10 protein-coding genes and 1 tRNA gene are annotated in these 13,723 nt (G+C 29.9%); 10 read left to right on the forward strand and 1 reads right to left on the reverse strand.

Annotated features, from left to right (window positions below):
- Positions 1-65 precede the first annotated feature (65 nt).
- From HMPREF9629_RS01990 to HMPREF9629_RS02035, 10 genes are all read left to right on the forward strand, one after another.
- On the forward strand, positions 66-3,722 hold the full coding sequence (locus HMPREF9629_RS01990; RefSeq protein ID WP_009524644.1) for a phosphoribosylformylglycinamidine synthase: 3,657 nt from the start codon (positions 66-68) through the stop codon (positions 3,720-3,722).
- Positions 3,723-4,188: 466 nt separating this feature from the next.
- On the forward strand, positions 4,189-4,671 hold the full coding sequence (gene purE / locus HMPREF9629_RS01995) for a 5-(carboxyamino)imidazole ribonucleotide mutase (protein ID WP_009524645.1): 483 nt from the start codon (positions 4,189-4,191) through the stop codon (positions 4,669-4,671).
- 48 nt (positions 4,672-4,719) lie between these two features.
- Positions 4,720-6,138 (forward strand): amidophosphoribosyltransferase, encoded by a 1,419-nt coding sequence (purF, locus tag HMPREF9629_RS02000; RefSeq protein ID WP_009524646.1) that lies wholly within the window; start codon positions 4,720-4,722, stop codon positions 6,136-6,138.
- Positions 6,131-7,162 carry a phosphoribosylformylglycinamidine cyclo-ligase gene (gene purM / locus HMPREF9629_RS02005; RefSeq protein ID WP_009524647.1) on the forward strand — a complete coding sequence of 344 codons (1,032 nt, stop codon included), beginning with the start codon at positions 6,131-6,133 and terminating at the stop codon, positions 7,160-7,162. The genes purF and purM overlap by 8 nt, the downstream gene beginning before the upstream one ends.
- The gene (gene purN / locus HMPREF9629_RS02010; protein ID WP_009524648.1) at positions 7,134-7,721 is read left to right on the forward strand and encodes a phosphoribosylglycinamide formyltransferase; all 588 of its coding nucleotides are present in this window, start codon (positions 7,134-7,136) and stop codon (positions 7,719-7,721) included. The genes purM and purN overlap by 29 nt, the downstream gene beginning before the upstream one ends.
- Positions 7,722-7,798: 77 nt before the next feature.
- The gene (gene purH / locus HMPREF9629_RS02015) at positions 7,799-9,331 is read left to right on the forward strand and encodes a bifunctional phosphoribosylaminoimidazolecarboxamide formyltransferase/IMP cyclohydrolase (protein WP_009524649.1); all 1,533 of its coding nucleotides are present in this window, start codon (positions 7,799-7,801) and stop codon (positions 9,329-9,331) included.
- Positions 9,332-9,502: 171 nt separating this feature from the next.
- Complete coding sequence (gene purD / locus HMPREF9629_RS02020) at positions 9,503-10,744, forward strand: phosphoribosylamine--glycine ligase (RefSeq protein ID WP_009524650.1); 1,242 nt, start codon at positions 9,503-9,505, stop codon at positions 10,742-10,744.
- A gap of 125 nt (positions 10,745-10,869) precedes the next feature.
- On the forward strand, positions 10,870-11,553 hold the full coding sequence (locus tag HMPREF9629_RS02025) for a phosphoribosylaminoimidazolesuccinocarboxamide synthase (RefSeq protein WP_009524651.1): 684 nt from the start codon (positions 10,870-10,872) through the stop codon (positions 11,551-11,553).
- Positions 11,554-11,979: 426 nt separating this feature from the next.
- Positions 11,980-12,645: a class B sortase gene (locus HMPREF9629_RS02030; RefSeq protein WP_242822001.1), complete on the forward strand. Its 666-nt coding sequence runs from the start codon at positions 11,980-11,982 to the stop codon at positions 12,643-12,645.
- Positions 12,646-12,760: 115 nt separating this feature from the next.
- A tRNA-Ser gene (locus tag HMPREF9629_RS02035) sits at positions 12,761-12,850 on the forward strand.
- A 235-nt stretch (positions 12,851-13,085) separates the two neighbouring features.
- Here HMPREF9629_RS02035 and HMPREF9629_RS02040 read toward each other — a convergent pair.
- Positions 13,086-13,655, reverse strand: coding sequence for an HD domain-containing protein (locus HMPREF9629_RS02040; protein WP_009524653.1), 570 nt, complete (start codon positions 13,653-13,655; stop codon positions 13,086-13,088).
- Positions 13,656-13,723 lie beyond the last annotated feature (68 nt).

Here is a 13,723-nt window from a genome sequence, read left to right on the forward strand (position 1 = left end):
ATTATTTTCTGCTGATTAAGAAATATTTGGCAGATTTTTTAATTTAATTTTTTAGGAGTGGTTTGATGAGATTTTATGTAGAAAGAAAAGATGAGTATAATTCTAAAGCAAGAGTTTTGGAAAATGAAATTAAAAAATATCTTAATGTCACTAAACTTGAAAAAGTGAGAATAATAACAGGATATGAAATAATAATGTTATCTGATAAAGAACAAATACTTGGAATGGATGATGAATCGTATAATAAAATAAAATATAAAATATTATCTGATAAAGATATAGATATAGTAAGTGATAGTGTAGATATTGACTCACCATATTATTATGTGACAAGATATTTAGATCATCAGTATGACCAAAGTGCAGATGTATGTGAGAGTCTTTTAAAATTAGAATTTGAATATGAGAATATAAGAGTTAAAACTTTAGAAATAGTAATATTTTATGGAGATATAAAATCTGATTTTGAAAAAATTAAATCATATTATATAAACCCGCTAGAATCTATGGAAATAACATTAAACCAAGAATTTAACTGGGATTATTGCACAGAGATTCCTGAAAATGTAGAGAGCATATCAAATTTTTCAAAACTTTCTATAAAAGAATTAGAAGTTTTGAGAGAAAAATATTCTATATCTATGAATGATGAGGATATGAAGTACACTCAAGAATATTATGAAAAAGAAAAGAAAGAACCTACAGTTACAGAATTAAAGATATTAGACACGTATTGGTCAGATCATTGCAGACATAGTACATTCAATACAATTTTAGAAAATATAGAAGTAGAAGATGAGGCAAATAGACTTGGTTTGGAACTTGCAAGAAAAAGGTTTGATGTGGCACATAGCGAAGTATATAAGGATGAACGTCCGTTATGCCTTATGGACATAGCAACTATACAGATGAAAAAATTAAAACAAAACGGTGTACTTAATAATCTTGAGAAATCTGATGAAGTAAATGCTTGCAGTATAGAAGTGCAAGGAGAAGTAGATGGAAAAAAAGAAGATTTCATATTAATGTTTAAAAATGAAACACACAATCACCCTACAGAAATGGAACCTTTTGGTGGAGCAGGTACTTGTATAGGTGGAGGAATAAGAGATCCGCTTTCAGGACGTTCAATAGTTTTCGGTGCTATGAGAATAACAGGTTGTAGTGATCCGAGAGAAAAATTTGAAGATACATTAAAAGATAAAATACCACAAAGAAACCTTACTAAGACAGCGGCAGACGGATATAGCGATTATGCTAATCAGATAGGACTTGCCTCAGCTTATCTTGATGAATACTATCATGAAGGATTTAAAGCTAAAAGGATGGAGTGCGGTGCATTAGTAGGATTTAATTATAAAGCTAATATAAAAAGAGCAAATCCTGTACCAGGTGATGTAATAGTTATGCTTGGCGGAAATACAGGTAGAGACGGTTTAGGAGGAGCAACAGGTTCTTCAAAAGAAGTTAAGGGAGAATCAAAAAATTATTCAGCGGAAGTACAAAAAGGAAATCCTATAATAGAAAGAAATATAGTCAGGCTATATGCAAAACCCGAAATATCAAAATTAATCAAAAAAAGTAATGATTTTGGTGCAGGCGGAGTATCAGTAGCTATAGGAGAAATGGCAAACAGCTTGGAAATAGATTTAGATGCAGTTCCATTAAAATATAGCGGTATGAATGCAACAGAGGTGGCTATATCGGAATCACAAGAAAGAATGGCGGTATTGCTTGACAAAAATGATTTAGATAAATTCATTCAAGCGGCACATAAAGAAAATCTAAATGCGATTAAAGTTGCAACAGTTACTGATAACAACAGAATGATTATGACATATAAAGGGCAAAAAGTTTGTGATTTGGACACTTCGTTTTTAAATTCAGGCGGAGTAAGACAAAGAGCTGATGTAAGCGTAAAATCACCGAAAATAGAAGCTGAAAAATCAGTAAATTCAGATATAAAAACAGCTTGGCTTGAAAATTTGTCTGATTTAAAAGTATGCTCCAAAAAAAATATAGCAAATCAATTTGACAAAGCAATAGGCGGACAAAGTGTATTTTATCCTTTTGGAGGGAAATATATACAGACTTGTGAACAAGGACTTGCAATGAAATTTCCGTTAGAATATGGAAATACAGATCTTGGAGTTATAATGACAGTCGGATATGATCCTGATTTTGGGGTGCAAAGTCCATTCCATGCAGCATATTATGCAGTTATAGAGTCAGTTTTGAAAGCAGTATCAATGGGGGCAAAATTAGAAGATATAAGATTATCTTTCCAAGAATATTTTGAAAAAATGGCAACAAAAGAAAGTTGGGGCAAAGTATATTCAGCTCTTATGGGAGCATTTTTAGCACAAGATATATTAGATTTGGCATCAATAGGTGGAAAAGATTCAATGTCAGGAACATACAAGAATATAAATGTTCCGCCAAGTCTTATATCATTTGCAGTTGCACCTGTAGATACTACAAAATTAGTATCAAAGGCATTTAAAAATACAAATAATTATGTTTATATTTTAAAAAATGAAATACAAGACAATCATCTTCCAAATGAAGAATTATTATTAAAAAATATAAAGACACTTACAGAATTAATAAAACAAAATAAAGTAAAATCTTCAAGTGTAGTAGGAGCAGGAGGATTATCATCATCAATATCACAGATGTGTTTCGGAAATATGATAGGATTTGAATTTGCTGAAAACATAAAAGATTTGAGTGATTTGTTCATAGCAAAATATGGAGATGTAATAATAGAATCCCAAGAAAAATTGGATTTGGAATTATTAGGAAAAACTTTAGACAAACAAATAGTAAAAATAAATGGTATAGATATAGATTTACAAGAGGCTTTAAAAGCTTATAATTCTACACTAAGTGAAGTATTTGAACAAAAATTATTTACTCCTGAAAAAGTAGAAAAAGTATCTGCAATAAAAATAGATTATAAAGGACAAAAAATTCAAAAACCTGTTGCATTAGTGCCTGTTTTCAGTGGAACAAATGGAGAATTCACTTTGAAAAAACAACTTAGAAAATCAGGCTTTGAAGTAAATGAAGTCCTATTTAGAAGTAATTATGCTGATGAGAGCTATGAAGAGCTTGTAAAAGCAATAGAAAAAGCCAATATAATAGTTATACCTTCAGGAATGTCAGGTGGTGGAAAACCTAATTCGCAAGCTAAGTTCATCACACTCGTGTTGTCACAAAGACAAGTTGCAAATGCAGTTAACTCATTCATAGATAAAGGTGGCTTGGTAATCGGCTTAGGAGAAGGATTTAAAGCACTTGTAAGTTTGGGATTGATACAAAACGGTAAAATATCAGAAAAAACAGACAGTTTGGATATAATAAGAAATCCGTTAAACAGACACTATGCAGACATATTTAAAACTAATATAGTATCAGAAACGTCTCCATATTTTACAGGTATAACAACGGAGATGACACCTGTATCGTCTACTGATGCAAGAGTTATATTATCAGAAGAAGATTTTGCAAAATATCATAGTGCAGGTCAGATAGTAAGCGTATTTGCAGGAGATAATCCATATGGTTCAAAATATGGTATAGAAAGTATGTGCAGTGCAAACGGTCAAGTGCTTGGAAGATTGGGAGATTTCACACAAATAGAAGAAGGATTGTTCGTGAATGTGTTTGATGCTAAAACTTCCAAGATATTTGGAAATATAAAAAAATACTTTGAATAATAATTATTTATAGTAAATTAAATGTTATATTTTTAAATATAAATTATAGTGATTTTTTAAGTTATGAGTATTAGCTTGTGCTTATACTATCACCTAATTAAATAGGCATATAATAAAAATGCTGACTTGAATGTATTTGATTAGATATATCTTTTATTCAAATACATTCAAACGCATTTTTTGTATTTTAGTATTAAGTAGAATTTTTTATAAAACGTTTGGAATGATGCAGATAAATATATCTTTAATACTAAAATCTTATAGAATAATGGAAAAACATAATAATTAATTTTTAAAATAAACTGTTTATATCAATGGTATATAATTATATAAGTTATCCATAATTTTATTAGAAAATAGGATAATATGTATATTTAAAAGGTATACAAATGAAAGATATTTGAGTTCAACTATATAAATGAAAGCTTTTGGAGTAAATTTTTGATAAATTAAAATTGGAGGTAATATGGTTTCTATAATAATGGGAAGCAAATCAGATTTGGAAACGGTAAAAAAATCTGTAGATATATTGAAACATTTCTCTGTAGAGTATGAAGTGAAAATACTGTCAGCTCACAGAACACCGGAACAAACAAAAGAGTATATAAAAAGTGCTGAAAAAAGAGGCACAAAGATTTTTATAGGAGCGGCAGGAAAAGCAGCACATTTAGCTGGAGTTATAGCATCATACACTACAAAACCTGTAATAGGCATACCTATAAAAACATCGGATTTGGGAGGAATGGACTCATTGTTGTCTATGGTGCAAATGCCATCGGGAATACCTGTTGCGACAGTTGCTATAAACGGTAGTGAAAATGCAGGTATACTTGCAGTACAGATGTTATCAATAAATGATGAAAACCTTTCAAAAAAATTATTAGAGCATAGAGAAAAACAAGTACAAAAAATATTAAGCGACGGTGAAGAATTGCAAAAAAATATATAATTTTTTAGTACAGTTCCATTTTTATAAATTTGGAGGCAGTAAAATAGAATGTATGATTTTGGTAAAGATAAATTAAAAGAAGAATGTGGAATAATAGCAATGTCTGTTCCAAATGATAAAAATTTGGCTAAAACGGCATATTTCGGATTGAATGCACTTCAACATCGAGGACAGATGAGTAGCGGTATAGCTGTGCTCAATGATGGTAATATAAGTTGTTACAAGGATTTTGGATTAGTTACTGAAGTTTTTAATGACAATATACTTTCTTTATTAAAAGGCAACTTATGTCTCGGTCACGTCAGCCAAGATCAAAATGCGACAGTATTTTCTAATAATGCACAGCCTTTTGTTGTAAATTATTCTAAAGGAAGTCTGGCAATAGCTTTTAACGGTGGAATAAGAAATAGAAATGCAATAAAAGCATATTTGGAAAAAAACGGTTCAGTATTTTCTTCAACAAGTGACAGTGAAATAATAGCTCATTCAATAATACAAGCTAATAACGAAAATATAGTTGACAGCATAAGATATTTATTGAAAACATTTGTAGGAGGATATGCTTTGGCAGTTCTTACACAAGACAGCATAATAGCTGCTCGTGATCAATATGGAATAAGACCTCTATGTATAGGAAAAGTGGATGGAGGATATGTAATAGCATCGGAAAGCTGTGCTATAGATTTGGTAGGTGGAGATTTTATAAGAGATGTTATGCCGGGAGAGATAGTCATATTGAAAGATGGAGAGATAAAAAACTATGAAACTCAAACTCGTATAAAAAAAGCAAGCTGTGTTTTCGAATATATATATTTTGCAAGACCTGACTCTACAATAGATGATGTAAATGTATATGAGGCAAGAGCAAAATCCGGTAAAATATTGGCAAAAGAACATCCGACAGATGCGGATATAGTTATAGGAGTGCCGGATTCCGGAACTCCGTCAGGTATAGGTTATGCAGAAGGTAGTAAAATACCATATTGTGGAGCTCTTATAAAAAATAAATATACAGGTCGTACATTTGTAGAGCCGAGTAAAGATAAGAGAGAAATGAGTCTGAAAATAAAACTCAATCCTATAAAAAAATTGATAGACGGTAAGAGAGTTGTACTGGTAGATGATAGTATAGTAAGAGGTACAACAATGAAGAGTTTAATATCTAATTTTAGAAATGCAGGTGCAAAAGAAGTACATCTCAGGATAACTTGTCCTCCTGTATATAATTCTTGCGATTTTGGAGTTATAGCGCCAAGCGGTTCAGCCCTAATAGCAAATGTTATGCCTATAGAAGAAATGGCTGAATCATTAGGGGCTGACAGTTTAGGCTTTTTATCTCTTGAAGGTCTTATAGAATCTTTAAAAGGAAGAGACGGATTTTGTACAGGCTGTCTGAATGGTAAATATCCTGTATTTGAAACAACTAACGTATTATTAAGCAAATTTTCCGGAGGTAAATATGAATAAAATAGATTATAAAAGTGCAGGCGTAGATATAAACAGAGGATACGAGGCAGTCCAAAAGATGAAAAAATATGTGGAAAGCACATATATACCTGGAGTTTTAGGCTCTATAGGTGGATTTGGCGGAATGTTTGAATTGCCGAAAGGATATGAAGAATCTGTATTGGTTTGCGGAACAGATGGAGTCGGAACAAAATTGCAATTGGCTTTTATGACCGACAGACATGAAAGTATAGGTATAGATTGTGTTGCCATGTGTGTGAATGATATTGCCTGCATAGGTGCAAAACCGTTATTTTTCTTAGATTATATAGGAACAGGGATATTGGAGCCGAATCAAGTTGAAAACATCGTAAAAGGTATAAGTATCGGTTGTAAAGAAGCTATGTGTGCCATAATAGGCGGCGAAACTGCCGAGATGCCTAATTTTTATAAAAAAGGAGAATATGATTTGGCAGGTTTTTCAGTAGGCGTAGTTGAAAAATCTAAAATTATAACAAGTGATAAATTAAAGCAAGACAATGTTTTAATAGGAGTATCATCTTCAGGAATACATTCAAACGGATATTCATTAGTGCGTAAACTGTGTTTTGACGTACAAAAACTGAATGTAGATACTTTCATACCTCAGCTTAATAAAACTTTAGGTGAAGAATTGCTCACTCCTACTAAAATATATGTAAGATTGATACAAAATTTGATAAATAAATTTGATATAAACGGTATAGCCCACATAACAGGAGGAGGCTGGATAGAAAATATACCAAGAATATTAAGTCCGGATTTGAAGGCTGTTGTTACTATCAAAAACCATAAAATATCACCTATATTCAATCTATTAAAAGAATGGGGAAATTTGGAAGATAAAGATATGTACAACACATTCAATATGGGAATAGGCTTAGTTGTAGCAGTTGACAAGTCTGATGCAGATGAAGTTTTAAAAGAAATACAAAAAACGGATGATGCCTATATAATAGGAAAGGTAGAAAAAAGAAATGGAGAAGAAGAAATCGAATTTATTTAATATAGCAGTTATGGTTTCAGGCTCCGGAAGCAATTTGCAAGCTATAATAGATAATGTAAATTTAGGATATATAAAAGCTAATATAGAACTTGTAATTTCAAGCAAACAAGATGTTTATGCTCTTAAAAGAGCAAAAGACAACAATATAAAATCAGTAGTTTTAAAAGACGATATCAAAAAAATGCTTGAAGTATTGGAAGAAAATGATATAGATTTGATTGTATTGGCAGGATATTTATCCATATTGGATAAAAAAATAATAGAAAGATATGAAAACCGCATAATAAATATACATCCGTCACTTATACCCAAATATTGCGGTAAGGGATATTATGGTATAAAAGTGCATGAACAGGTAATAAGAAATAAAGAAAAAGTAAGCGGAGCAACTGTACATTATGTGGATAACGGCATAGATACAGGAGAGATAATAATTCAAGAGCATCTGCAAGTAAATGAAGATGATACGGCACAAACTTTGCAAAAGCGAATTTTGGAAATAGAACATAAGATATTACCTAAAGCTATAAACATTGTTATTGAAAAATTAAAATTTTGATAAAATTTTTACTATTTATATATTATTCTATTGGTGATTAGTATAAATATATTAATACAGTATATGGAGAATGATAGATGAGAGCAATATTAAGCGTTTTTGACAAGACAGGTATAGTTGAATTTGCAAAAGAATTGGAAAAATTAGGAGTAGAAATAATATCATCAGGAGGAACATTCAAATTATTACAAAGTAATGATATAAAAGCAATTCAAGTTTCTGATGTAACAGAATTTGCAGAATGTCTTGACGGTAGAGTAAAGACATTGCATCCTAAAATACATGGAGGGATATTGGCTGACAGAAAAATAAAAGAGCATATGGATACACTGAAAAAATTGGACATAACACCGATAGACATAGTTGTTGTCAATCTATATCCGTTTAAACAAGTAATATCAGATCCTAATCATACTCTACGAGACGCTATAGAAAATATAGATATAGGCGGACCTACAATGATACGCTCGGCAGCAAAAAATCATGAAAGTGTACTTGTTATAACAGACAGTAAAGATTATGATGAAGTTATAGAAAAAATGAAAAATAAAAGTATAGACAGTTTATACAGAATAAAATTGGCACAAAAAGCATTTTCGACAACAGCGACATATGACATAATGATTTCAAACTATTTAGAAAATATATCAGGCAAAGACACAATGCCTCAAAAAATATTGCTTTCGCTTGATAAAAAACAACAACTCAGATATGGAGAGAATCCACATCAACAAGCAGCATATTACTCATCAGATTCTATAGAAAATAAAGGCATAGAATGTGCAGAATTTTTAAACGGAAAAGAACTTTCATATAACAATTATAATGATGTACAAAGTGCGGCAGATTTGGCTATGGAATTTGATAGACCTGTATGTGTAGCGGTTAAACATTCCACACCTTGTGGAGTATCTGTTGCAGATAATGTGTATGATGCGTATATTAGAGCATATGAAACCGATAAACAGTCTATATTTGGCGGAATAGTATGTATGAACAGAAAAGTGGATGAAAAAACTGCAAAAGAGATAAATAAAATATTTTTAGAGGTGGTGATTGCACCAGACTTTGAAGAAAAGGCTTTAGAAATATTAAAACAAAAGAAAAATATAAGATTGTTAAGGTTAAAAGAATTGGAAAATTACAGTATAAAAAAATTTAATCAATATAAAAGTCTTGGTGGAGGATTTTTATTGCAAGAATCTGACAGTGAGCTATTTCCTGAAGAATTAAATATAGTTACCGAAAAATCTCCAACTAAAGAAGAAATAGAAGATATGAAATTCGCAATGACCGTTGCCAAACATGTCAAATCCAATGCAATAGTAGTGGCAAAAGACGGCGCGACATTAGGGATAGGTGGCGGAGATGTGAGCAGGATATTTGCAGCAAAATCCGCGCTTGAAAGAGCAGGACAGAAGGCAAATGGTGCAGTGTTGGCATCAGACGCATTTTTTCCATTTGAGGATGTTGTAACACTTGCAAATAAATATAATATAAAAGCTATAATACAACCCTCAGGTTCTATAAATGATAAAAAATCGATTGATGAATGCGACAAAAATGGAATATCTATGGTATTTACAGGAGTAAGGCATTTCAGACATTAAATTTTAGCTATAAAAAATAAATTGTTTAAAATAATGTAAATACTTGCTGTTAAGTAATTAAATAATATGTATAATAAAAAAATATTACAAATTATGGTGTAATAAAATATGCAATATTTTTATATATACTTTTTAAATTATGACCAGTATTGTTAAAAAATGGAGAATTTTATGAAAATACTTATTATTGGCTCCGGTGGGAGAGAGCACGCAATAGGAAAGAAAATATCTGAAAATAAAAAAGTTGATAAGATTTATTTTGCAAAAGGGAATGGAGGAACGGCATCTTTAGGAGAAAATATAGATATAAACCCTGAGGATATAGAAAAACTTAGAGATTTTGCACTAAAAGAAAAAATAGATTTGACGATAGTAGGTACAGAAGTACCTCTTACACTTGGAATAGTTGACATATTCAATAAAGCCGGACTTAAAATATTCGGAGCAGACAAAGCAGGAGCAAAATTGGAAGGAAGCAAGAGTTTTGCAAAAGCCTTTATGAAGAAATACGACATACCGACTGCAAGCTACGAGGTTTTTGAAGATGAAAAACAAGCAATTTCATATATAAGTACAGCTAAATTTCCGGTAGTTATAAAAGCTGATGGACTTGCTGCTGGAAAAGGAGTAATAATAGCTGAAAATTTTGATGTAGCAAAGCAAGCAATAAAAGATATAATGGTTGACAAAGTTTTTGGCGAGCAGGGTAATAAAGTAGTTATAGAAGAATTTTTGCAAGGAAAAGAAGTGTCACTTCTATGCTTTACAGATTCAAAAACTATAGTTCCAATGGTGAGTGCAAGTGATTATAAAAAAGCTTATGATAATGATAAAGGTTTAAATACAGGAGGTATGGGTTGTATTTCTCCATCTCCATATTATTTAGACGGAAGTTGCGATTTTATAGCAAAAAAAACACTTGAAGGAATAAAAAAAGAAGGATTCGATGTAAGAGGTATAGTATATATAGGGCTTATAATGACAGATGACGGAGCAAAAGTGCTTGAATATAATATGAGGTTTGGCGATCCTGAAACGGAAGTACTGCTCATAAGATTAAAAACAGATTTGCTCGATATAATCCAAAGTTCATTGCAACAAAAACTGGATGAGAAAGAAATAAAATGGTATGATAAATCAGCGGTAACAGTTATAATGGCTTCACAAGGTTATCCGGGAGAGCCTAAAAAAGGAAGTATTATAAAAATAAATGAGTATATAGACGATACATTTGTTTATCATTGTGGGACAAAACTTGAAAAAGGGAATTATGTTGCAAATGGAGGCAGAGTTTTAGCAATATCCGCACTTGGGGAAGATATAAAACAAGCAAAACAACTATGCTATAAACAGATAGAAAACATAGATTTTCCTAACAGTTTTTATAGAAAAGATATAGGAGAGCTTAAATAAAACATTATTATAAGTAATTTTATAAAAAATGCTTTAATTTTAAAATTGCTATTGAAGTTTTCTATTGATTTATATGATTTAGAATTATTATGAATTATAATAAATGAGTTACAGGAGTAAATAATATGCAAAAAATATACGAAGGTAAGACAAAAACAGTATATCAATTAGATGATGGAAATATAAAATTATTTTTTAAAGATGATGTAACAGGAAAAGACGGAGTATTTGATCCGGGTGAAAATCAAGTAGGTTTGACAATAAAAGACAACGGTTATTATGGTCTTTTGATGACTAAACTTATGTTTGAAAAAATAGAGCAGGCAGGCATATCTACACATTATATATCAGCGAATCCTGACGAGAGAACTATGACAGTAAAACCTGTTACAGTATTCGGCAAAGGAATAGAAGTTATATGTAGATTAAAAGCCACAGGAAGTTTCATCAGAAGATACGGAGAATATGCGAAAGATGGAGATATATTAGATTATTATGTAGAAGTTTCGCTAAAAGATGATGAAAAAGGAGATCCCTTCATAAGCGAAGAATTGCTTGAAAAATTTAAAATACTTGATAAAGATGAGTACAAAACCCTTGAAAAAGCTACAAAAGATATAACAAAAATAATACAAAAGACGATAGAGGATAAAAAGCTTGAACTGATAGATATCAAATTGGAGTTCGGCAGAGATAAACAAGGGAACATAGTTTTGATAGACGAGATATCAGGTGGAAATATGAGGGTTTATAAAGACGAAAAATCAGTAAAACCTATAGAATTGTCAAAAATACTTTTGGATATGTAATATAAATCTTCATAATTATTTTATAGTAATTTCTGTTTTAATCTTTAATTGTAGAAGAAATATGCTACTTAAGATTTATTTAAAATAGTTTATATATAATTTTTTTGGGAATATCTTATGTAATATATTTTTATAGTTTGCATTTTGATAAAATGTTAGATAAAAAAACTCTAAGCAAATGATATATTTATTTTTTAAACTACAAATATAATGGTATTAAATTAGAGTATAATATAAAATACATTTATTAAAATATTTTTTATAACAATTAATAAAATATTATTTAAGGAATTAAAGATGAAACAGATAACATTTAAAATAATAAATATAATTTTAATATGCATTTTTGTCACATCAGGTGTTTTACTGTTGACTTATCGCTTGAGTCTTTATATGTCAAAAAAGCAGTTTGATAATTTGAGTAATATGCATAGGCAAGTAAGTGATGTACAAATTCAAAAAAAATCTGAAAAAAAAGAAATCACTCAAAAAGAAAGATTGAAAGTATTTTTTGATAATTTGCAAAATAAAAACAGCGATATAGCAGCATGGATTAAATTGGAGGGAGCCAATATAGATTATCCGGTTATGTATACACCTGATGATCCGCAGTTTTATTTAAGAAAAAATATAGACAAAAACTATGCTTTAAGTGGAACACCTTTTTTAGATCATAGAACAAAAATAGACAATTCACAAAAAACAAGTCTATATATAGTGTATGCACATAATATGGGTGACGGAACCATGTTTACAAATTTGCACAATTATATCGATGAAAATAATCTTAAAAATGCAAATCCTGTGCTATTGGAAATGCCAAATGCATTAAAAAAATATAAGCTGTTTGCTGCTGTAATGCTCAAGGAATACACAAGAACGGCGGATATATTTTATAATACGACATCGATAAAAAGCGAAGAAGAATTCAATAAATATATAAATTTTTTGAAAACAAATGCAACAGCAATATCTGATGATATATCTCCTAAATATGGAGATGATATATTAGTTATGTCCACTTGCTCCTATCATGTAAAAAGCGGACGATTGGCATTGGTTGCAATAAGCATTCAAGATAATGACAATTGACATAAGATTAATACTATATCTCTAAGTATAGATTATAGAAATTTTTTAAAGTTATAAGTATTGACTTAGTGAAGTATTTTTATTATAATAACCCTTGTGATAAAAATACTGATTAGGAGAGGTGTCCGAGTGGTTTAAGGAGCACGCCTGGAAAGCGTGTATACGAGTTATCGTATCATGGGTTCAAATCCCATTCTCTCCGCCATTTTTAAATATTATTCGTTGAAATTAAGTCAAAATATATTGAAATTAAGTAATTTATGTTATTGTATAAATTCATATTTTTATGATAAAAAATGATATTTTTTGACCTTTAAGCAGTATTTAAGCAGTAAAAATTTAAGGGGCAAGGCTCTCCTATGAGGAGTGCCGAAGCCCCGTTCTTTTTCAATAAGAAAAAAACATACTCTCCGATTAGGAGTGTATGTTTTTATCCTTTTTTATATATTTTTTATTATAGTTTGTATTTTTACTATTTCACAAGCTTCTCTTAACTTCTCATAATCATTTATATTATTTTCTTTAAAATTTTTTTTAATTTTTCTCATACTTGATGTATAAGTATCCACAAATTCATCAAATTTATTTTTATTTATTTTATCTATTTTATCTGCTATTCTCAATATTGCAGACGGAATAGCAATATCTTCATCAGGCTCAAATTCATTTCTATGATATTTTATTATTAAGTATATTTTCTCTAAATCACCATATTTGCTTTCTTCTTTTTCTTTTAAAATTTTATCTAATACTTCTTTTGCTTTTTTATTATGTTCTTCACCATATTTAAATTTTCCTATATCGTGAAATATGGCACTCCTATAAATTATTTTTTTTGTATATTTATCATTAATATCAAAACAATTAATTATTTTTTTACATATTTTTAATACTCTTTCAGTATGTTTTATTAGTTCTTTAATTTTCTTTTTATTTTTACAGGTTTCTTCCAAATATTTTTCAAGTATTTTAAAACATTTTTCTTTTTTTATAGATATTATACTTTCCAAGAACATACACTCCTTTTTATTTTTGATTATAGCATAATCTTTTCCATAAAAAAAGAGTAGGGAATTAA

The sequence above is a fragment of the Peptoanaerobacter stomatis genome, from assembly GCF_000238115.1.
GTDB classification, from domain to species: Bacteria; Bacillota; Clostridia; order Peptostreptococcales; family Filifactoraceae; genus Peptoanaerobacter; species Peptoanaerobacter stomatis.